The sequence below is a fragment of the Ruminococcus sp. genome (genome assembly GCF_017650195.1).
Taxonomy (GTDB): domain Bacteria; phylum Bacillota; class Clostridia; order Oscillospirales; family Ruminococcaceae; genus Ruminococcus.
Genome location: NZ_JAGCFH010000273.1, coordinates 1 through 22,670, shown reverse-complemented (window position 1 = coordinate 22,670; position 22,670 = coordinate 1). Strand labels below are relative to the sequence as shown.

At 41.2% G+C, this 22,670-nt stretch carries 21 protein-coding genes; 15 read left to right on the top strand and 6 right to left on the bottom strand.

Going from position 1 to position 22,670, the window contains the following annotated elements; translation table 11 throughout:
• Window positions 1-1,206: GGDEF domain-containing protein (locus tag J6U00_RS12450; RefSeq protein ID WP_296582331.1), on the top strand; the 1,206-nt coding region annotated here is incomplete at its 5' end.
• A 117-nt stretch (window positions 1,207-1,323) separates the two neighbouring features.
• On the opposite strand, the gene J6U00_RS12445 is transcribed toward J6U00_RS12450, so the two are convergent.
• Entirely contained in the window at window positions 1,324-1,599 is a 276-nt protein-coding gene (locus J6U00_RS12445; RefSeq protein WP_296582328.1) for a hypothetical protein, read from the bottom strand.
• Between the two features lie 371 nt (window positions 1,600-1,970).
• Between J6U00_RS12445 and J6U00_RS12440 the strand changes: the two genes are divergently transcribed.
• The 10 genes from J6U00_RS12440 (at window position 1,971) to J6U00_RS12395 (ending at window position 11,063) form a co-directional block, all read left to right on the top strand.
• Window positions 1,971-2,261, top strand: a complete 291-nt coding sequence (locus tag J6U00_RS12440) for a hypothetical protein (RefSeq protein WP_296582325.1) — start codon at window positions 1,971-1,973, stop codon at window positions 2,259-2,261.
• 233 nt (window positions 2,262-2,494) lie between these two features.
• Window positions 2,495-3,049 carry a sigma-70 family RNA polymerase sigma factor gene (locus tag J6U00_RS12435; protein ID WP_296582324.1) on the top strand — a complete coding sequence of 185 codons (555 nt, stop codon included), beginning with the start codon at window positions 2,495-2,497 and terminating at the stop codon, window positions 3,047-3,049.
• Window positions 3,050-3,061: 12 nt separating this feature from the next.
• Window positions 3,062-4,843 (top strand): immunoglobulin-like domain-containing protein, encoded by a 1,782-nt coding sequence (locus tag J6U00_RS12430; protein WP_296582321.1) that lies wholly within the window; start codon window positions 3,062-3,064, stop codon window positions 4,841-4,843.
• Between the two features lie 271 nt (window positions 4,844-5,114).
• A complete protein-coding gene (locus J6U00_RS12425) occupies window positions 5,115-6,113 on the top strand; it encodes a hypothetical protein (protein WP_296582320.1) in 999 nt (332 codons plus the stop codon).
• 193 nt (window positions 6,114-6,306) lie between these two features.
• A complete protein-coding gene (locus J6U00_RS12420; RefSeq protein WP_296582318.1) occupies window positions 6,307-6,924 on the top strand; it encodes a nitroreductase family protein in 618 nt (205 codons plus the stop codon).
• Window positions 6,925-6,974: 50 nt separating this feature from the next.
• The gene (locus J6U00_RS12415; RefSeq protein WP_296582316.1) at window positions 6,975-8,252 is read left to right on the top strand and encodes a serine hydrolase domain-containing protein; all 1,278 of its coding nucleotides are present in this window, start codon (window positions 6,975-6,977) and stop codon (window positions 8,250-8,252) included.
• A gap of 222 nt (window positions 8,253-8,474) precedes the next feature.
• Window positions 8,475-8,846, top strand: a complete 372-nt coding sequence (locus J6U00_RS12410) for a GntR family transcriptional regulator (RefSeq protein WP_296582314.1) — start codon at window positions 8,475-8,477, stop codon at window positions 8,844-8,846.
• 13 nt (window positions 8,847-8,859) lie between these two features.
• Window positions 8,860-9,690, top strand: a complete 831-nt coding sequence (locus J6U00_RS12405) for an ABC transporter ATP-binding protein (RefSeq protein WP_296582313.1) — start codon at window positions 8,860-8,862, stop codon at window positions 9,688-9,690.
• Window position 9,691: 1 nt separating this feature from the next.
• Entirely contained in the window at window positions 9,692-10,327 is a 636-nt protein-coding gene (locus tag J6U00_RS12400; protein ID WP_296582312.1) for an ABC-2 transporter permease, read from the top strand.
• Window positions 10,308-11,063 carry a hypothetical protein gene (locus J6U00_RS12395; RefSeq protein ID WP_296582309.1) on the top strand — a complete coding sequence of 252 codons (756 nt, stop codon included), beginning with the start codon at window positions 10,308-10,310 and terminating at the stop codon, window positions 11,061-11,063. The genes J6U00_RS12400 and J6U00_RS12395 overlap by 20 nt, the downstream gene beginning before the upstream one ends.
• A gap of 242 nt (window positions 11,064-11,305) precedes the next feature.
• Here the strand turns inward: J6U00_RS12395 and J6U00_RS12390 are convergent, their stop codons facing one another.
• The 5 genes from J6U00_RS12390 to J6U00_RS12370 all read right to left on the bottom strand — a co-directional run bounded on the left by J6U00_RS12390 (window position 11,306) and on the right by J6U00_RS12370 (window position 18,870).
• Window positions 11,306-13,216, bottom strand: coding sequence for a CotH kinase family protein (locus J6U00_RS12390; protein ID WP_296582307.1), 1,911 nt, complete (start codon window positions 13,214-13,216; stop codon window positions 11,306-11,308).
• A gap of 799 nt (window positions 13,217-14,015) precedes the next feature.
• Window positions 14,016-15,113 carry a flavodoxin gene (locus tag J6U00_RS12385; protein ID WP_296582305.1) on the bottom strand — a complete coding sequence of 366 codons (1,098 nt, stop codon included), beginning with the start codon at window positions 15,111-15,113 and terminating at the stop codon, window positions 14,016-14,018.
• A 636-nt stretch (window positions 15,114-15,749) separates the two neighbouring features.
• Entirely contained in the window at window positions 15,750-16,952 is a 1,203-nt protein-coding gene (locus J6U00_RS12380; protein ID WP_296582302.1) for an adenylosuccinate synthetase, read from the bottom strand.
• 10 nt (window positions 16,953-16,962) lie between these two features.
• A complete protein-coding gene (locus J6U00_RS12375; RefSeq protein WP_296582300.1) occupies window positions 16,963-17,871 on the bottom strand; it encodes a hypothetical protein in 909 nt (302 codons plus the stop codon).
• A 27-nt stretch (window positions 17,872-17,898) separates the two neighbouring features.
• Window positions 17,899-18,870, bottom strand: coding sequence for a J domain-containing protein (locus tag J6U00_RS12370; protein ID WP_296582298.1), 972 nt, complete (start codon window positions 18,868-18,870; stop codon window positions 17,899-17,901).
• A 265-nt stretch (window positions 18,871-19,135) separates the two neighbouring features.
• Between J6U00_RS12370 and J6U00_RS12365 the strand changes: the two genes are divergently transcribed.
• From J6U00_RS12365 to J6U00_RS12350, 4 genes are all read left to right on the top strand, one after another.
• A complete protein-coding gene (locus J6U00_RS12365) occupies window positions 19,136-19,930 on the top strand; it encodes an NUDIX domain-containing protein (protein WP_296582296.1) in 795 nt (264 codons plus the stop codon).
• 361 nt (window positions 19,931-20,291) lie between these two features.
• Complete coding sequence (locus J6U00_RS12360) at window positions 20,292-21,572, top strand: alpha/beta hydrolase (RefSeq protein WP_296582294.1); 1,281 nt, start codon at window positions 20,292-20,294, stop codon at window positions 21,570-21,572.
• A 245-nt stretch (window positions 21,573-21,817) separates the two neighbouring features.
• Window positions 21,818-22,282, top strand: coding sequence for a GNAT family N-acetyltransferase (locus J6U00_RS12355; RefSeq protein WP_296582292.1), 465 nt, complete (start codon window positions 21,818-21,820; stop codon window positions 22,280-22,282).
• Between the two features lie 142 nt (window positions 22,283-22,424).
• Window positions 22,425-22,670, top strand: a 246-nt coding sequence (locus J6U00_RS12350) for a GNAT family N-acetyltransferase (protein WP_296582290.1), incomplete at its 3' end; no start/stop codon positions are given.

The following is a 22,670-nucleotide window of genomic DNA, read 5'->3' as shown; positions in this document are numbered from 1 at the left end:
GATCTGAACTTTGAAGAAGCCTGCTATCAGGCTGCCGTAAAAAAGAAGTGCATACACTCTTACGCGCACCCTGCAAGGTATGATATATGGTTCAATATGACCTTTGTGCCCCTGATGCCGGACGAAGGAGATATATGCTACTGTCTGTACATAATGGAGATTAATTTCAAGCCGGACGCAAAAAGGCTGTCCGCTCTCTCGGCAGACATAGCCTGTTCTGTGCTTGAGACCTGTATCAAGCTCCAGAACCCCGACGATTTCAGGGCGGCTATGAAGGCAGTTTGTTCGGATATCCGCGACCTCTGCGATTCCGAGCATTGCTGCATACTGCTTATGGATACCGTCACGCGTCAGTGCTCTGTGCTCTGCGAGGCTTTTTCAAAGGACAGCAAGCTTCTCCCTATGGACAGATATGTGGACGACGCCTTTTATGATATCGCTTATTCGTGGCTGGATACTATCGGAGGCAGCAACTGTCTCATCATAAAAAACGAGAGTGATATGGAGCTCGTCAGGGAAAGGAACCCTGTATGGCACCATTCTATCACAAGTGCAGGCGGAAAAACCATAGTACTGTTCCCGCTGATGTTCAAGAACGAGCTGCTGGGATATATATGGGCTTCAAATTTTGATACTGAAAACTCCCGTCGTATCAAGGATACGCTGGAGCTTACAACGTTCTTCCTGTCATCCGAGATAGCAAGCTACAATATGATGCAACAGCTGGAGCATATAAGCTTTACGGATATACTTACAGGTATAAATAACCGCAACGCAATGAACAACAGGGTGGATAAGATTCTATCAGGAAAGAACATAATAGACAAGCCTTATGGCGTCGTATTTTCCGACCTGAACGGACTGAAAACGGTCAATGATAAAGGAGGACATACCGCCGGCGATCTGCTCATAAAAAAAGCTGCGCTGCTCCTTCAGGAGATATTTATCGGAGACGAGATATACCGTGCAGGCGGCGATGAATTCATGGTTATAGTATCCGACTGCTCCGAGGAGGAGTTCAGCAGAAAAGTTCTCATGCTGAGGCAAAGAGCGTCTGATCCGGACAAGGTCTGCTTTTCAGTTGGCTGTTTCTATAACGATCTGAAAAGCAGTATCACGGATGCTATGAGAATAGCAGACGAGGCAATGTACAAGGATAAGGAAAGATACTACGCTGAACACCCCGAGAGAAGGAACATACGATAACAATGTCCGGCTCGCGGAGCGTGGAATACATAAACAGCGGTCGCAGCTGCATATTTCTCAGAATAACGTAAAATGCCCTCTCGGTCCAATCTGACGATTGAACTGAGAGGGCTCTTTTTAATCCTCTTTTAAGGCTGAATACCAAAACATTCCAAAATAACGGGAGAAGAACTCTCTTATCTTATGGCTAGGGATATTTCGGCTTTCGCCGTAATACCGTTCAATCACCTGTTCCATTTCAAAGAAGCACTCGCTGTAGTTGTTCTGAATGAATCGGTCAATGGTTTCTTCCTCGCTGCCATTTGTTTTCAAATACTTGAGCTTGATATCGGGATATTTATTCCATATTTTTACAAGGGCTGTATATGTGTGTTCAAATCTGGTATCAAACATTTTTCATTCTCCTTTTGGATTAACCGTATTTCGGTAAAGAGACGTTTGCTTATATGTTTAAATTCACACTTTTCTGATATGCACACAAATTATAAGATCGCTTAAATCTTCCTTATCACGCTTTCCATTGGAATCAGTCCTTTAGCATTTTTTTAGGATATAAATTACCACCTTATGTGTTCCATGATACAGTATAGACGGTTGGATGTCAATATTATCAAACAAAAAGCGTAAGATTTTAAACATCGGTATATTAATTTTCTATATGGCCCTAATATGTAAAAGGTTGACACGGATACTATCAAATGTTATAATCTAAACGGATACTATTATTTGTTACACTAACTACACTACACTAACGGAGGTAAGAAATGAGATCCACATTTAAAAAACTAATCTTCACTATTTTTATCAGTACCTTTATGCTTGGCTGTCTGGTCAGCTGCTCCGGAAACATGGAAGACGGGGGCACCTTCAGCGCCAGTCCGTCATTTGGCGGTAATGTCGGTACTTTCAGCATCACCGGAGGTCAGTATGACGGAAAATCTGGAGGCTATGAAAAAATCAATGACAATAAGTATCATATCGTTTCCGGAAGCGAGACCTATTATGTGACTAGAGCTAATAAAAACGCCAAATGGAAGGTCAAGCCGGCAAAGTAATTATATCTGTAAAAGCTGACGGTCATATTTATGTGAACGTCAACATATTCGATCTAAAGCAGCGGACTGATTTAGTTTTAATACTAAACCGGTCCGCTGCATGTTATATATGGGTATAATAGTTAAAACATAATAATATATTGATGCGTGTTATGTTTTGATGTATAATTTACAATAGATCTAGTGAAAGCCCAAATAAATGCATTTATATAAGCTTGAAGGCGGTGATGCGAATGACGCATGAGGAATTTCGTGATAAAAAGAAAAAATCATCTGAACAGGCGCATAAGGAATTGTTTGAAGCTTATTGCGGCTATGTATATACAATAGTTTTCAACAGGCTCAGAAGTGTTGCCGCTCGTGAAGATATAGAGGAATGTGTCTGCGATGTATTCGCAGATGTATATTGCTATTATAATCCCGAAAAGAATGTCAGCGGTGATTTGTCAGGCTTTATCGGTACAATTGCAAGGAGGAAGGCAGCCGTGCTGTATAAAAGCAGAATATCCGGTGCTGAGACCGTTTCCATAGACGATGAATCCATGTGCTCGGAGCAGGACGTAGAAAGCGAGATAGCTGCCAATGAGCAACGCAGGATAATACTAGGAAAGATAGCCGAGCTAGGCGAGCCTGATTCCACCATTATCATTCAGAAATATTACTACGGACGCAGTGCAACGGAGATAGCCGGCATGGTGAAGCTTACACCAGAGAATATCCGCGTCCGCAGCGGACGGGCTGTAAAAAAGCTAAAAGAAATGCTTGAAAAAGCAGATATCTCTTTGTAAGGGGGCTTATCTATGCAGAATGATGAACTTAATCTCAATATACTTGAAAATGCGGACAGCAAGGCCATAGAAACGCTGTCTGAAAGCTACAGCGCTCTGTCGGACAGCGACGTTTCAAGGCTATTTGCAAGGAGCGAAGAGCTCTTTAAAAACAGGGCGTCAGACAGAGACGGCAAGTATTCAGCGTCAGTTTCCGGCGTTGAGATATACCACAGACCTTTATGGCAAAAGATTTTAACAGTTTCCGCTTCAATGGCCCTTATCTGCTCGGCGCTTACTGGGGCGGCGATCTTCTATAAAAACAATTCCTTTTATATGCGCGACGGAGGCGGCGAACTTTCTTCGGGCTCCATAGAGGATCAAATTGGCTCCACTGAGGAGATACCCTACGAGACGGTTATTGAAAACGGGAAATTTACGATGTCCTACGATAGTTTCACATGCGATTCAAATCCCCTGCAGATCAGCGGCGCACCTTATCGTGATGCAGTAGTTGCAAAGCCATTCAAATCAGTTCTAGTCGGAGATGATACGGTAGTCGCTCCTCTGAATAATTGGATTTTTCCAGTAGTAAGCGATAAACAGTATGTAGGCTTTGTAAACTGTGATATGCGCTTCCTGAGAAATCATGAGCTCAGTTTCTGGGGCGGTCAGATGTATGCACCGAAGCTCAACGAAGCTCTTGAAAAAGGCAGTATAGCACTTTTTGATACAGTTGATGGTACCTACGGCATTTACGAGGACAATACTATTATCGAGCTTCAAACATATGTTCCTTACAGTGGAAATATCACCTTTGAAGAGGTTAATCAAGGGTATAATCTCGTGACCGCTGACTCCGCGTTGGATATAGTTTACGGTCCTATGTCAAAGGAATGGGGCATTACGCTGAAAGCCCTTGACGTTACGCCTACAGGTCTGACGATAGAGTGTACTCAGTCAGGTGGAAAGAAGGTGCATGAATTATCTACGGGAAGCTATTTTGTGATACAGAATCTAAATGGCGGCGTGTGGGAGGACGTTGAGTATCTCCCTCATGAAGAAGAGCTCGTCTGGACATCTGAAGCATGGATTATACAAAAGGAAGCCACGGCTGCATGGGACGTGGAATGGGATATGATCTACGGTGAACTGCCGGCAGGTGAATACCGTATCGGTAAAAAGATCATTAATCTGAGGGGGACTGGAGCATCTAGTGAAGGATATGCTTTTGCTGAATTTACGATACAGGAAGATGATGGTTCTGCAGCTAAGGTATGTGAAAGAGGCCCCTCGCCTGAGGAGATTTTTGAAAATAATAAGCTCCTTACGGCGGAAGAAGCTCTGGAATGGGCCTATAATAACCCTGTCGTTGTTCAGGACGACACTCATATTACTTCTGGAAAGGAGATATGGGACAGTTTTTTTGATTCCGTAAACACGAAAAAGCCTGCTTCAGTTATGTGTGTATATAATTATGTGCTGTATGAGGAAGGCATTTCTCCTGAACTGTATGAGAAAGAAAAAGACCTATATCCTCAGCTGTTCTTCTGTATGCTGCATTATGACGGAGAAGAATTTCATGTAAAAATGAGAAAAAGTGATGAGACAGAGCTTGATACCGATGAAACATATAAATATCTGCTTCATTTGTCCGCAGAAAATCCAGATACGGCATTGTACAGATACACAGATGAATATGTTCTGGTAAACGATTCGTCAGTGACATGGGAAAAGCTGCAAAGGTCAATGTTCAGTTCACTGTCAGGTGATTGGATCAAACATTCAACAGTATACATGGATATGTATGACTGACAGCTGAAAAGAAGGCGTAAGGGAGTTTGCTCTCTTACGTCTTTTTTGAAATAGTTTTTTTGAAAAGATGTGACACTTGGCTCCTTGGATGCGTATGTTATATTTGAAAAACGGTACATAGCAGATCAATTGCGGTAAATATCTATCAGCTCGTCTGCATTGCCGGTAATAGAAAGTAAAGATACTGCTCCGCAGTTGATTTATGGAAACAACTTGATATAATTTAAAAGCTGTTTTACAGCAAAGCTATTTCAGGAAGGATCGAAAGAAAATGAAAAGAACAAAATCAAAACTCACACTGGTTTTTATGCTTGCAGTATTCACGCTGACAGGCTGCGGAAAGACCGGTTCTGACAAACAGAATGACGGAAGCAAGAACGATACAAATGTTACCACTGCTTCGGAAACCACGGAAATCACTTCTGCAACAGTCACTGCCGGTACTGAAAATACAGAAGCCGCATTCACTCAGACTGCAGCAGACGATATCTCAGCGTCTGATTATTCAGTTAGCGATCTTGTGGGAGAATGGGTACAGGAAGATATCGGAAACCTGCTCACAGTTAACGATGATGGCTCCTGCTCTGTGAAATACAGGTATGGCGGTACACGTTATGGTACTATAAAAATTGATACAAAGGAACAGCTTGACGGTAGCAAAAAATATATGTATTCGTTCTATCAGCCCGATGATACACTATGGGTCGAATTTGCTTGCCCTGAAAAACCTTTCGATATGATCTGCTCCGATAATGAGGGCGGTATGACTTTTCACCGCAATATTACGGGTAAGCCATTTGCTCCGCTTATTCCTGAAGCAATGGACATAAGAGATGCGCTTGCCTTTGCCGACTGTCTTATGAGCGGCAGCGGTGTGGAGACGGATACGAATGCAGAATATACTACTTACGACGGAACAGTTTATCATAAGTCTACCAACGGTTTGTACAGGACCACTGCTGATGTATACGATTATCTCAGGATACGTATGACAGAAGAATTTCTGAACAGCAGGTATGATTCACTCTTTGGAACAGAGCATCCTAAGTGCATAGACGTTAACGGCGAACTTTACATAGAATATCGTCCTGTTGGGGGCAGATATTCATTCAGCGATGATAATCCTGTTATAACTGAGTCTGAAACAAATGCCGACGGTTATTCTATAAAGATAAAAAACAATAATTACGGCGCTGAGGAAACAGTGACAGTCGAGGTCGTAAAGGAAGACGGAAAATGGAAGATAACAGACGTGTCAGATAATTTCTGAGCAAACAGCTCCGGGCTATAAGTCAGGAGCTGTTTTTATTTCAGATATGCAGAGTTTAAGCCCTGAAAAAGCTACAGTAAGTCCCCGCGGGGACTTGTTCGTATAGCCGTATTGACTTTTGCAGATAGTGCAGTGTATAATATGGATAGTAAAAAATCACTAAGAAAATCGGGAATTTAAGGAGGAACAGATCATGGATTTTTATGAAGCTGTAAACAAAAGAAGCAGTGTTCGAGATTTTACTGATGAAACGATACCGCAGGAAACTTTGAAACGAATTATAGAGGCAGCTTATAAAGCACCGACTAATGATCATTTCAGGGACTGGCATTTTATCGTTGTGACAGATAAAGCAGTTATGCGCGAGGTACTGGAGGGAGTTCCTAAAGATCTGACTGTTAAGGATGTCGATAAAATGACGTTCATATCCGATCCTGTTCAGAAGGAAAGCTATCAAATTGCTGTTCCTAAACAGTACAGTATGCTGATAAATGCGGCGGCGGTCATCATTCCACTTATGAAGAAAAAAGTTGATGTGCTTCATCCTGCCGATCTTTCGAATTTGAATTGTTTTGCTTCTATATGGTGCAGTATTGAGAATCTGTGGCTTGCCGCAACGGCAGAGGGATACGGCTGTAATCTTCGTATCCCCTGCGGCAACGAGGAGGCACTGGCGAGAAAGGCGACGGGATTCCCAGAGGAGTATATGATACCGTGTTTTATAGGGATAGGAAGGCAAGCTGACAATGCCATTCGCACGAAACAGCTTATCCCCGATTTGGAAAAACAGCTGCACTGGCAAAAATTCTGATTGTGAGCTAGTTAAGCAATAACATATAGCATTTTTGGGAGGAGGAAATTATGAGAAAACACATATACGCACTTATTGTAGCATTGATATTAACTATGACAGGATGTGCAGAGAAAAAAAGAGATACAGACACTCCCACAGTACCGCTTATAACAGAAACTGTTATGGCGGTTAATCTCGATGTAACAGAAGGGCTCATTTACGACGAGACCGACAATACATGGAGCACCGATGATGAGGAACTCCAAAAATTCGTTGATATAATGAAAAAGGAATGTGCTAAGTCAAAGGACGAAAAGGGTGTGCGTATACTTGCTGCAGATGATAAGATAATATTTATCGCAGGACTTAATTCATTGGATATTGACGGGAATAAGGTCAGCGCATACACAACTTACGATATAGCTTCCTTGTCAAAAATGTTCACTGCGACCTGTATATTTCAGCTTTGCGAACAGGGAAAGCTTTCACTTGATGATACCATTGATAAGTTCTTTCCCGAATTTGACAGAGGCAAGGATATTACCGTATATGATCTGCTTCATATGCAGGCAGGATTAAACAGGGAGTTCTTTCCTGATGATGTTATGCTGAATGAAGACGGCTCTGACAACATTGAGATTGCTCGTAAATATTATACAGACGGTTACACTGATGAGGAACTTCTGAACGGACTTTTCAGTGCCGAGCTTATCTGTGAACCGGGTACAGAGAGTAATTACAGCAACGCCGGCTATACTCTGCTTGCTATGATAATCGAGAAGATAACAGGCATTGGCTATGATGAATACGTAAAGAACAATATCTTCAACGTGTGCGGAATGGCACATTCCAGCAGCATGAGAACAGGCGATCTCACAAGCGTTGCCGAGCTTCCTGAAGAAGATGAGTATATTGAATTCATAGAATTGATGGGCTCATCAGGCATGGACTCTCCGAGAACAGCCAGAGGAGCCGGAGGTATTCATTCCTGTGCGGCTGATATGGTAGCATTTGACAGGGCACTTATCGGCGGCAATCTGATAAATGAGGATTCACTTGCCAAGATGTTTGATCTGCAGCTTGATCCCGATAATCCTGTTGCTTCGATGTACGACAATAAATATGACTACGGCTGCGGCTGGGAACTTCATCCGACACGTCCTACAAGCATAGAGGCATACTGGCATGGCGGCGATGAAATTTATTATAAAAGCGGCAATATGTACTGCAAAAGTGAAAAATACGGCAATATATACCTGATACAGCTTTACTCATCAAGAAAAGAGCAAACATTTGATAACATGATGCACTGTGATAACAGCATCATTGAAGCCTTAAAGAAATAAAAACTGAAGAAGGATACAGAGAGTCCTCACACTTGCGGGGGCTTTTTTGTCTTAAAGACAGTAACTCGTTGTAAATATTTCACATATTGTCAGCAGAATCCACATCGAAATTGAAACATTATACAAATTCTGCCGCGCTGTATTGACAAATCTGTTTTAACTGTGTATACTGTGTATATACAGACAGGACTTGATGAACAGTTTCACATGCGAGGTGATAATTTGAATGTATTCATTGATAATAAAAACGGCGCCCCCATTTATGACCAGATCTACAATCAGATCAAAAGCAGTATCATAAACGGAGAGCTGAAAGAAAACGATCCGCTCCCGTCCATACGAAATCTTGCCAAAGACCTTCGTATAAGCGTGATAACTACCAAACGTGCTTATGACGAGCTTGAACGTGAGGGATTCATATATACCCAGCCTGCAAAAGGCTGCTTTGTGGCTCCTAAGAATACTGAGCTTCTGCGCGAGGAAAACCTCAAAAAGATAGAGGAGCTTCTGACGGAAGTCCGGCAGCGTGCCGCCTCATGCAGCCTTTCTACAGAGGATATAATAGATATGTACAGATACCTCAGCGAAAACTAAAGGAGATGTTTTTATGAACGCAATAAATATCAGTAATCTTACAAAAAATTATAACGGTTTTAAACTTGACAATGTTTCGTTTTCACTGCCTCAGGGCTGTATTCTTGGGCTAATCGGTGAAAACGGTGCCGGAAAAAGTACGACTATCCGTTCTATTCTCGGTTCGATAAAATATGACGGCAATATCGAGGTCCTCGGGCAGCCAATCTCAGCAAAGCTGAAAAACCGTATCGGTGTTGTTCTTGATGAAGTCGGATTTCCAGATAAGCTGAACGCAAACGATATCAATAAAATAATGAAGAATTTGTTCAGCAACTGGGACGAAAAGCTGTACAATGAATATCTGGACAAGTTCGACCTTCCGAAGAACAAGGCTTTCTCAGACTTTTCAAAAGGCATGAAAATGAAGCTGGGAATTGCAGTGGCTCTTTCTCATCACGCTGAGCTGCTTATACTTGACGAGCCCACAAGCGGACTTGACCCCCTTGTAAGAGATGAGATAATCGACATTCTCAACGACTTTACCCGTGAGGAAAATCATTCCATACTGATATCCTCACATATCGTAAGCGATCTTGAAAAGCTCTGTGACTATATAGCTTTTATGCATAAGGGAAAGCTTATGCTCTGTGAAGAAAAGGACAACCTGCTGGAGCAGTATGTATTTATAAATACTACCGAGGACCAGCTTGCCGAACTTGATGAAAATGCTATCAAGGGTAAGCGTTCAAACAAATGGAGCACAGAGGCTATAGTGGATAAAAATTTGATACCTCAGTCCTTCACAACAAAACCTGTTTCGATAGAGGATCTGTTTGTATTTATGGCTAAGGAGGAAAACTAAAATGATGAAGGGTCTTATCACAAAGGAAATTCTTGTATTAATAAAGAACAACAAAATGCAGTTTTTATGTCTGCTCATGTTTGTAGTACTGGGAGTTTTTATGAAGAGTGCTGCATATATCATGTTCATACCTTTCCTGATTCCAATGCTTGTAAAGCAGGGACTTACTGTAGATGAAATGAGCAAGTGGGACAAATACTCAGCTTGTTTTCCAGTTGACAGAAAGAAGATAGTTACTTCAAAGTATATAGTTGTGCTTCTTTCTGCTGTATTGTCATCTGCAATGGCACTGGCGGCATTTATCCTTATAAATATCGTAAACAAGGATAAAGTTTTGAGCCTTAGTGATATCGCAGTTTATCTTACAGCGGCATCTTCAATTTCCATTGTTCTTCCTGCGTTTATGTATCCCTTTGACTTTAAATACGGTACAGCCAAGGGCAGAGTTGTATATTTTATTCTGACAGGTATAGCTGTTGCGGGATTGTCTTCAGCATTTATGGGAGCAGATGTTACATCATTCTTATCCAAGCTGACTCAGCCGTTAGTAATCGCTGTTATATTTGCAGCTGCTCTGACAATATTCATTGTTTCGTGGTTTATTTCCGCAAAGATATATGAAGCAAGAGAGATATGAAAAAAAGAAGCTCTTTCGCTGCGTTATTGCCGCAATACTGCTTCTGGTCACAGCGTCGGCTGTTTATTTCTTCCAGTTCAGCCAATGCGGTTATCTGATGACTGTTCCGCACAGACCAGTTTTTACAGAGATCGCTGACAATGTCTATATCAACAAAAATTATGCAGGAGATCAGCAGGAAGTGCTTGAGCTTATCAGTCAGGCGGAGGAGCGTGACAGGACTTTCTTCGGAGAGCTGAGCTTTTGGGACGAGACTATCATAATTATTTGCGATGATGAAAAACTGATCTCAAAGCTTGGCGAAGATCACGCTACGCCCACTTATTTTGCGCCTTCAAAAAAGCACTATATATGCATATCGGACGAGTATCTGAATCTTGATATTCTGGCGCATGAGATCACTCATGCAGAGCTGCACACCCGGCTTTCAAAGAGTGCATTGAAACGTATACCGACATGGTTCGATGAGGGACTTGCCACCCAGAATGACTACCGTGAGCAGTACAGCGAAGAACAGTGGATAAAGCAGACGGACAGCGGAAAAAATATCATAGCCCTTGAAGATATGGACGCTCCTGCGGAGTTCTATGCAGGAGAAGCCGGGGACAGACGCTTCCGCTATCTGAATGCGAAGCATGAACTTGCAGGCTGGATAGAGAAACACGGACAGCAGGGACTGACGGAGCTGCTTGACGAGCTCAATAACGGAACAGATTTTGCTTTTGCTTATGAATAATAAAGGTACAGAATGTCTGCGTAGCTGCATAATGTTATAAAGTAAAAAAAGAAGTAAGAGTTTTTTTGTCTCTTACATCTTTTTGACTTTATGACATTACTCAAAGTGAGTAAGTTTTCTAATAGATGATATTTTTTAGCACTAAAGTGTAGGAAATATAAAAGCAGAGAATAACTATCAATACATCATTTCCTACTGAATGCCGCTCGTTGCGAATCAATTTAAACATAGTCAATATATGATCATAGTTCTATCAGCATTCGCCGCATAATACAAAGATCAAAAATATCGAGCTTGTCGTCTTCGCATAGATCAGCTGCTTTCCAGTTTGCCAATTCTGTATTTGTTGCTCCAAGCAGCCATTTTTGGAATATTACTATATCAGATATATTAAACTTTCCGTCATCATTGACATCGCCTTTAATTGCAGAGCCGCTGTTTTCGACTTCGGTCAGAGATAAATGCTCTACATTTACAGTACCGCTGCCGCTTATGGAAAGCTCTAATGAGTTTGCATAGTCTGTATATTCTGCTGAAAACTCTCTTTCAAAATGCTTTTTTTCTTCAGTCACATCAACTGTATCTTCAATATTCCAGTCACTGTATTGTTCACTTGCTTTAATAATGAATTTAAGTTCTGCTGTCGAAGCTCCGCTAACATCGAATGAAAGCTTGTACTTATGTCCTGACCTGAGTAAAAAGCGCCGAAAAAATCCTTTATTAAAACTTGAAGCTTCAATTGAAAAGCTCAGGCTTTCATAGTCAATAAAATCAGGAAGATCGTAGAATGTAAACCAAGTGACTGCAAACGCATTTTCAACGTCTGCGGGTTTGCAGTTCTCGTCGAAAAAAATGCCGTTCATGAAGTCATCGGAGTTGAAATAACCGTCAAGCCATTTTATGCGCTTACCTATCCATTCACTGAGATAATCGGCGTGCTCCTGATATTCGGTCAACTTTGATATATCGTTAGTCTCGTAATAATACTCCTTTATAGGTTCCCACATATCAAAGTTTCTTTTATAAGAACGCAGGTTTTTCTGCGCTTCTTCTTTAACGAAATCAGGAAGAGTATTTATCTGCTCAGACATTTCTCTCCAGCGAACTGCCACTGCTTCACGAAACCAGTCATTCTGCAAAGCATAGTAGTACCATTGATTGGAATTTGCGTTATTGTTAGTTATATCATACTCATTTATCCCATAAGGACTGTCAAAGCCGTAAATTATAGCAAAATTTCCAAAAGCACTGTCATAATCCCACATCGGGGCAAACATTAGCTTGCTGCCTGCGTCCTTGCAGATATAAAAGCTTCCCCAACCAATGTCGGGATTTTTACAGATCTCGTTGGCTATAAAGTTGTCAACAAGAGACGGTACATCAATAAGCTCTTCTATCTGTTCTTTATTGCCTTTTCTCAATGCGTCGAAAGACTGTTCCATATATTGGGATATATAATTCTTCTGCAGCATTTTGACATAGCTGTCATCTGAGAGCTTGCTTTTAATTGTATACTGAGTAGAATCTATAGTAAAGCAGTCGAAGCTATGAGATCTTGTAAGTTCAACAAGATAGCCGTTTTCCTCCACAAGTTCAGGTTCTTCGGCGATAGGGAGACGAGACTTGTTGACATTTATGTTTTCGCAAAAAAGGTACACGCCTTGATATGAACCATTGACAAAGACTTCAACAGAGCGGCTGTTTACGGAATAAGGCATATTAGTAAACATATCACCCAGATGATATGCCGTCATGTTTCTAAGAAGTGACGAATCAAAATAGTTGGCCAGAAGATTCCAGCTCTTACCTGGACCCTCGCCTAAACTCAGCGGGTTCTTCTTTTGGTCGAATTTGAACTTGTAACTTTTTTTATCACAGTTTAACGTTGCATTTCCACGTAGACGTATCTGCACTGATGTTTCGGGTGTATCAAGAACACCGTTCTTATCCAGTATCTTAACAGTAGATGTTGTATATTCTTTCTTTGTGTCGATTTTATTCCCAAGAGTATCAATATATATTACAGGCATATCAAGCTGCTCTTCTGCGATTGAAGTATCGTCCGCCGAATAAGCAGAACCTGAAGGGAGCATCTGACAAAAAGTATGTATTGAGATCAATGAAGCAAATATAACAGAAATTATCTTTTTCAAATTATCAGCTCCTTTGTATTAGATAGCTTATTATATCATAATCCTGAACACAAAGTCAATGATATAAGAAATGGGTTGAAACGCTCTCTGTTCGCTCAAAATAATGAATCATGGGAATGGCTGTAACGCGTATAATAGTGGGATTCAACTCTTCTTTTTTATTTTTTGCGCGGAATAGGCATTTTTCAAACCTATTCCACACGAACAATTATCATAGTATTATATATAAAGGACGGCGTAATGCCGTCCTCGTAAATCTTTGATATTATCTATTCTTTTAAAAATTTCTCTATAACGCTCATTATCTTCTCAAGGCGCTTACTAACTATACCATTAATCTTACTAAACTCTGCTTCAAGAGTTGGAAGATCAATTGTTTTGGCCAGTTCGTCGAGCAGTTCATGGCCCAATTTGTAAGCCACTCGCGGTTAGTTTTTCTGGCTTTTTCGACAAGTGCCCCTGTCGATAATCTCTTTCTGTCCCATATATACTCATTTTTTGTTTATTGTATCCTATTATACTATATCACCTATACAATGTAAATAGAAAAGTCGAACCGCCACAAAAAGGGGCGGCTCACATGCTATTCCTTGATTTTTTATGCTACATACACTTTGGGTCTACAAGCCTAAACATGTTAGTTTTTAGGGCATATCAGTTTGAGTCAGAAATGTTGATTATTCTAAGAAATATAGGCAAGAGTAAGCTCAATCCCTTGGTGTACTTGAGACTTGTAAATTGAGATTATATTTTTAAAATATTAGAAAAAACGCCAGGCGATATTCACATAAGCTGACAACTAATTATTCAGTTCTTTTACCCATTTTCCAACACGTTCTCTTACATCAGGAATGTCTTCACAGTATATGCTCATAACCTTATGGATATTTGCACCCTCAGCCATCTCTTTAATATCGTCTACACTGTCGCCATATCCGCTACTACCCTGAGTTGCAATAAGGTATATATCCTTTTCGCTGAAATCACAACTTTCAAGGAAGGAGGCAACCGGCATAGGTACAGTTCCCCACCACAGTGGATATATCAGAATTATTGAATCATAACCTTTAATATCAATTGGTTCTATTGCAGGATGTGTCTTCTTTTTGAGTTCTTTTCCAGCGACTGAAACAGTTGAGCTGTAACTTGAAGGGTATTTATCACCGGTGATTGTAATAGCTTTAACATCACAGTCTATGGCATCGTCTATCATATTCGCAATAAGCTGATTGCTACCCATAAGCACTCCATCAGCAAGAAGGAGTGAAGCACCGGATACTGCATCAACATTATCTTCAAAGTCAGTGTTGCCAAGTCGTGTAAAGTAAACAACAAGTGGTTTTGAACCTTTCCATTTAACTGCATCACCATGTATTTTTTCTGCAAAGTTTATTTGTACTTCATTGAAATGTCTGTTTAAATAAGGAACTAATGCAAGTCCTGCCGTAATTGATCCGATAAATCCGACAGCTACAAATACAGCCACTTTCTTCTTTTCCTTTGACATCATAATCCATTTTATGCCTCCGTGAAGTACGGAGAGTGTAAGAACAGTCGTTGCAAGATATACATGCAGATCAGCGTCACAGACATAATGAAAATTCGAGAAAATAGTTCTTGATACCCCCATTGAGCTAATCATTAGTATTATCGAAACTACTATCAGGAGAATTGTTACGATGTTCGCAATGATTCTTGCTTTTGATTTGCCTTTGAATTTGAAAACGCTAGGTAGCATCTTCTTCTTTATTATCAGATGCATTATAAGACACACAAAGAAGCCTATTCCAAGAAATTCGTGAATGTTATTCCCTGTAAATACATATAGCATCTGAATGAACAAAAGCAGGTACATAAAAATATCTACGACAGTACTAACTGCTTTTCGACCCTTCAAAGTATCACCTCTTTTGTACGGAATAAAGGCAAAAACACTATTCGCCTGCCATGTTCTATTCCACTTGCATCAGACGGTTCGTATTGTATTATATCTTCAACTTTGCAGTTGAGTAATTGGCTAAGGTCGTCAATCAACTGAGTAGTAACACCCTGATCATGACTTAGGCGTTACTCACAAGGAACGCCTTCTTATATTCTATTATATCAAACTATAAAGGATCAGTCAAGCCGCTTGAAGAAGGGGGTATACAGCAGCCTCGACTTGGGGCGATATTGCAGTGTATAATATGAATAGTGCATAGGTTAATATGATAAATCTGAATTAATTATTATTGTTTTGTTAATTCGGATAAAACCGTAAAACTACGGTATGATTTGAAATACTTCAATTTTTGTAAAATATTCTATGGTCATCTTTTGCAATTTAATGCAGTTTAGTTGATCAAAAGTTGCCCACTAATAACGAAATGGCAATTGATTTATTTAATCATTCATAACGTTATAAGCATGTTGCTTGTGCTGAAAAATTCGCTACATACTCTAAAAAATATTTTGCAGTACACAACATTCGGAAGCAAAAATAGCCGCAGGCATTTTTTACAACCCATTCTGTTTTTTGATATAAGGTTTTAGCTCATCTGTGTGACAGGGCTTTCTCCATTACTTCCTGGCATATAACGTCATCGGCAGTTTCACCGCTTGCCTTATATAGTTTATCTGCGATCGCCATATAAGCTATGTCCTCAGGCATGAGCTTTCCTGTGGGACAAATTATCATATCATCTGTCATATCAAGATGAGTAACGGCTATGGATACTTTTTCGTCCTCTGCTATGTACTTCCTGTCAAGTGCCAGTGAAGCCATAAATTCGGGAAGATCGAACCAGCCGTATCTGAAATTTCCCTGATACTCATTCGGAGCATTGGTCTTGTCATAAAGTCTGAATAATGCTGCTATATCCTTTGATTCCGTGTCAAATCTGCCTGCGCCGTGGCGTGTGAAGAATGACCTTGTAACGTAGCACACCTCAGTGTCACGCTTTTCCAGCCTGTCAAGTATGGCGCGGATATTCTTCATACCTGTGCTTGAGGGAGTAAGATTAGGAAAATAATCATCCCTGTACTGATCCAGCATGAGTCCCTGTGCGCCCTCAAATACAGCTGTATCGTATTCCTCGATTATCTGTTCGTCTGTTTCAAGGCAAAGCCTTGCCATAGCGTAAAGGTCGTCTACAAAGTTTTCGGTCAGTATTTCATTGGCTAATATATTCATAAACTCCTTTTTAGCTTTGCCAGTGATGCCGAGATCAGCTGCTCTTTTAGGGCAGTATTCCATATTTATTGAGGTTATCAGTGTTTTAAGTACCTGCCTGTCGGATATCATCATATCTTTGTATCTCATTGCATATCTGCTGTCGCGGTTTCTCACTATTGTCTCAAATATGCCCACACCGCAGCTGCCATGACGTTTTGGGCCACGGACTGTTTCTGCAAACTGATTAAGAAGCATATCGCAAGGAAGGGTTATCATGCAACGGCTGTCTATGAAGATATTTCCCATGCAGTATCTGAGTGAAGCTGCTTCCTTTGAAAAAAGCATAGGGTTGAGGATGAAATACTCGGAAAGATATGTATCAGCACCTGCAAAACAGCCTGAACCTATGTGTGAGAAAACGTGCCTTTTGCCGTCAGATGTGCATACAGTATGTCCAGCCTGTGCTCCGCCGTTGCTTCTTATGTTGATTACTTTGTCTCCAAGTCGGCAGAAAAGGTCTGTCATGAGTCCTTTTCCCTCGTCGCCGAAATTAGCTCCTATGACCGCATATGCTTTTTTCATAATTATCACCTCAGAATTTTATAATGCTGTTCAGCAGTCCTCTTTTCCGTGTAGGGAGTCCGCCGAGAGCGTCTCTTACAGCAAGCTGTGTATCGCCGTCCCATGAATTGATGATATCCGCTGTATCTCTTCCTGCTACGCTCTCCAGAAGCGAAACTATTATTTTGGGGATAGCATTTACGTTAGTTACGGATATTGCCCTTTCGCCCATGAGCCTGCGCCATTTCGGCAGCTTTACCACCTGTTCGTTTCGTCTGTCCATTACCATAAGGTGGAACACATCGTACTTTCTGCTAACCTGTGCAAGGAGTGCAGCTGTATCTATGTCCTCCCTGACATTGTCGCCGAATACTCTTTCTATTTCCTCTTTAAGGAGCTTTTCGGGGTATCCGTCATCACCGAGGGTGAATATAACTCCCTTTTTCTTACGCTTTTCCCATGCATCCGTCTTTGTTTTGTTTGCTGCGAAATACCATACTAGCGGATAGCTCTCGAAACAGTTTCCACCGCCGCCTTTTTCGAACCATAGATCTGTGAGCTGGCTTGCTATGCGTATATCAGACTCGAATTGTGTAGCCTGTAAAGGTGAACGGTCACACCTTGAGTCTCCCACAGCGCAGAACATTATCTGTGGACCTTCAACCGGCTGACGTTCAAGTATATCATTTACCATTTCGCCAAGCTTGTTGGCTGTTACTTCAAGCAGATCGCTCATTGAACCTGTAACATCTAGACCTATTATAATAGGAGTTGTTATCGTGTGATCTGCAGAATCAAAGCTTTCCCTCACTTTTATCAAGCGTGGATCATACTTCGGATCAATTTTTGTTGCGCTGTAGATATCATTTACATTTTTCCCTTTGATCTTAACAGATGAATATCTTTTCCAGTCTGTTGAGCTCCATGCACCGTATCCCATAATTTTACCTCCTGTGTATTTTTATTTTCAGCCTGCGATGTCAGGCAGTCTGACGTTCATGTGTGTGAATTTTCTTTCACCGTACCCCTTGATTATTGCTTCTTCCCAATTTTCCATTTCTTCGAAAGCAGATCCGCTGCATATGCTTTCGGCATAATCCTTTATGGCAGATGGAGCTTCGTCAGGCAGTATCCTTCCTGCAAGAGCCTTTACACTCTCTAGATCGTTGATATGCCGTGCGATACCGTCAGTCTTTGTCAGTGATGAAAAAGAATTGTATACGCTTGATTGTACTCCTATCATTTTGTTTCCATCATTTGCTGCGAACCACCAACCGCCCCCAACTCTCACTGTATGCTCTGCAGGATCAATAAGGAGATTTTCCTCGGCGAGACAGTTCCAGACTATCCCTTTTGCCTCTGCATAGCAGCATATACCGAGCAGACGTGATATTATCCATGTGGCGTGGCGGTGATCAAGGCGGCCGCCGTAGAAATCCAATATCTTTGAAAGAGGTAGTTCGCTTGCACGTTTGCAGGTCTCTATGAGTAGCCCGTCATTGGTATTGAATATACGCGATACCAGCGGCAGAAACACCTCAGACTGTGCCAGTATCTGCTGCGGAAGATACTCCTTGAAGAACAGGTCCGTCCGTGCTTCCGAATTGATGAAGCAGTCAGAAAAATCATTGCTGATAAACAGGTAGACTTTTCTGTCACCGATATATTCTGTACCGTATTCCTGTTTTATCTCCATGAGATACTTTATCTCAAGAGCTTGACTTCCGCAGCGGAACAGCTTTTCCTTATAATTGTATGATCTTTTTAGCTTGCCGTACAGTTCGTTTATTACTGCCGAAGCTTCTGCTGCTCGCGGATCACTGCACTTATCAGGATGATATTTCAGCATCAGTGCCATATAGAGCGGCTGGGCGAGGTTTATATCCTCGGGGAATATATCGCAGCAACATTTGCATTTTAGAATATCGGATATGTCCATATATACTCCTTCCTTTCGTTAAATTCAAAATGATACTATCAAAGTCTAAAAATAAAAGGCGCTTGAAATATATCCTTTTGTTAATATCATAATATCATTAACAGCTTAGCTTGTCAAGACTTTTGATATAGTTTCTGTGTTTATAACAAATAGATATTATTAAAACGATATTAACTATGTGCAGAATATATAAAGTAAAACTGAGTATTGACACAGGAGTATGATATGTGTTATTATTAATTAGATATTATCGGTGGAGGTTCCTATGGATTACGATATAACAAAATATGACAGACCGTCTGTGGCTGCGGATATTGTTGTATTCACTGTCCGCAAGAGCAGCAGTGAGAGCTACAGACACCTTTCAAAGCCTGTGCTTTCGGTACTTCTTATAAAACGTACAGAAGAGCCCTTTGATAAAATGCTTTCGCTTCCCGGCGGATTTTGCTGCCGTCAGGAGACTATTGAAGAGACTGCATTCCGAAAACTCAAAGAGAAAACAGGTGTGGAATGTCCGCCGCTGTCGTTGCTGTGCAATCTTTCAAGGTATGGTAGAGATCCGAGAGGCTGGATAATTTCCTGTTGCTACTGGACTGTTATGGACTACACAAATACTGCTACAGAAAAGAATGCGGAGTGGTATGAGGTATCGCTTAAAGAGTCTGAGGGCAGTCATACTCTTGTTCTTACAGGCGATGACGGCAGGGAGTACGTTTCTGAGGTGAGGATAAATAATACAAATGAGCTGTATAACCAGTCTGCAGAAGCTGAAATACCTAAGAACAGCCTTGCTTTCGATCATGCCGAGATAATTGTTAATGCGCTGTTAAAGCTTAGGAGCAGCCTTGATAAGCCATATGCGGCTTTTAGACTGCTGCCCGAGAAATTCACGCTCACCGATCTTCAGCAGATATACGAGACTATACTTGACAAGAAGCTGATAATGGCTAATTTCAGACGTAAAATAGCTCCGTATGTCGAGGAGACAGGGGATATAGAAGGCGGAGCAGGTCATCGTCCGTCCAAACTGTTCACAAAAAAACTAATCGAAAACGAATAAAACAATCAGGTACTTAACTACGATGCTCATATAGAAGTTTATAGTTATTACTTGGGGAAAAACTTTATGAGGAAAGGTATTCCCCAAATCCCTTTTCAAATGTAAATAGTAAAATAAAATGTAGTAAAAACGGCATATAAGAATGACGAAAATGCTACATTTTTATTTTTTCAGTAATATGATATACTGCTATCTGTAACAGGAGGTATATCAATATGAATTACCAAAAAACTGACAGACATAATTGAAGAAATCAATACTTCGATGAATACACGGATTCTTGACTTTGGGCGGCAGTGCAGTGTATAATATGGATAGTAAGCAGGTTGGTGCGATAAATCTGAATTTAGAGGAGACACCCATGAAAAAGTTTTTAAAGATACTCAAATGGACAGGGATAGTTCTTCTTGGAATTATCATCATTCTTCTGATCGTTCGCCTGATCGGAAAGATGTATTATAACAGAACGCCTGAAGGCGGCATCAACGAATCCATGTATCTTGATGTGAACGGACAGGAGCAGTGGATCAGCATTTACGGCGAGAACAAGGACAATCCTGTCATGCTGTTTCTGCACGGCGGTCCCGGCGATTCCCGCAGCTATGCCGACTTTCAGATCTGGCGAAAGCTCGCAAAGGATTACACAGTAGTCAACTGGGATCAGCGCCAAGCGGGCAAAACATGGCTGCACAATTCTCAGGACAGTGAGATTACAGCGGAGCTGATGCGCAGCGACCTTGAAATGCTGATCGATCAAGTACTCGCATACACAGGCAAGGATAAGCTGACGCTGCTCGGTATTTCGTTCGGAACGCTGTACGCCGACGATTATGCGCTCCGTCATCCGGAAAAGGTGGAATGTGTCATCGACCTCTCGGTCGGTGTTCATGCCGGAATCTATACGGAGCAAATGCGGCAGGACGCCAGAGATTACTGCGATGGTCTGCTTTCCTATGATGACATACTCGCAAAATACAGCTATGATTTCTTCTGCTGTGCCGGAAAAGATGAACTCGGCATAACCGAGTCTGCGGATATTCAGAAAATGAACGATGGAATCAAGCGGGTCTATCTTGAATGGACTGAAAACGATCCTGAACTTCACGCAATGGCAGAGCAATATGATACGGAACTGCTAACGCAGGCGCTTCTTGATCCTGATAACAGTGATTTGAGGGAAGCCTATATAGAACGAATCTTTCCGATAGATTATAAATTCCAAGAAAAATACGGCGATCAGCTTCATTTTGGCTGGCAGCTTGGGTGGCAGGAGAGTGTTTTCGATGCGGATTTCAGCGTTCTTTCTTCCGCGTGGTTCAATCCGTACTACACATTGCCAGAGCTTTGCAGAATTCTGACCTACAACTCTGAAAGCTTTATCTCTTCTGACAAAGTAAATCTGATCGGCGATAGCTTTGCGCAGACGCTCAAAGACAATACAGAATACCAAATGCCGTTCTATGTATTGCAGGGCGATCACGATGATCCGTGTGGCATTATCCGGAACTATTATGACAGTGTCACAGCGCCGGACAAGGATTTACGGTATCTGGCGAATGGTGGACATATGTCCCCAATGCTGCGTTCGGAGGAGCTTGAAAAGTTTATTCACGAAATTGGCGAGAAGCAGAAGAGCAACTAAATTCTGATTTGTTTAGTTCCGTGATAGATTCAAACTTATGAAAATGATACCGAGAGGGGCTGTAAAAAAACTCAGTCTCCCAAACGAAGGAGGGGCCTCGTAAAGAGGCCCCAAATTTTATAGCAAAAAAACAAACTGCGTTCATATATGTATTCTTGACTTTTTGCGACAGTGCAGTGTATAATATGGATAGTAAGCAGGGAACTGTGATAAATCAGAATTTGTAAGACGATCGAGGAAGTAGAATGAATATTGTCATAGCAGAAGAAAAACAGGTAAAAACAATTGTAGACATGTCTGTCAGAGCATTTGAAACAGACGTAAATGTTGGTGGAACAAAAGGCGACTGTCCGCCTGAATATGATTCAGTAGAATGGCATAAACAAATGGCTCGAGAGGGGCATTTGTATCAGGCAATGATAGGAAAAGATATTGTGGGAGCAGCCGTCATATTCTCGGGCGAAACAAAAAATATTGTGTACATTGGCAGAATTTTTATTGACAGCATCTATCATAGAAAAGGTTATGGAACTCATTTAATGGAGTGCATAGAAAAGTACTACCCATTTGCCGAAGAATTTAATCTGGACACTCCAAGCTGGAATGTACGGACAAACGCTTTTTACGAAAAATTAGGGTATCAAATCATAAAAGAAGAGGACGGATTTGTTTTTTACAGGAAGACGAGAAAGGGAACTTCTAAATTCTGATTTAGCTTAGTTCCGTGATAGATCAAAGCTTATGAAAATGATACAGAGACCCCCTGCAAGCGCGGGGACTTTTGCAGATAGTGCAGTGTATAATATCGAGTAGTAGCGCATTACTGTGAGGAACGAAATTTAGGTGGTAATAATGATAATTGAAACAGAGCGGTTAAAATTAAGAGAATATACTTTTGAAGATTATGATTCTTTATATGAAATCCTTTCTGATGACGAAACTATGGAGCATTATCCCAAACCATTTGACGAAGAAAAGGTTAGATGGTGGATTCAATGGAATATTGAGAATTATGCTAAATATGGATTTGGACTTTGGGCGGTGGTCCTAAAGAAAACGGGTGAAATGATAGGCGATTGCGGACTTACAATTCAAAAT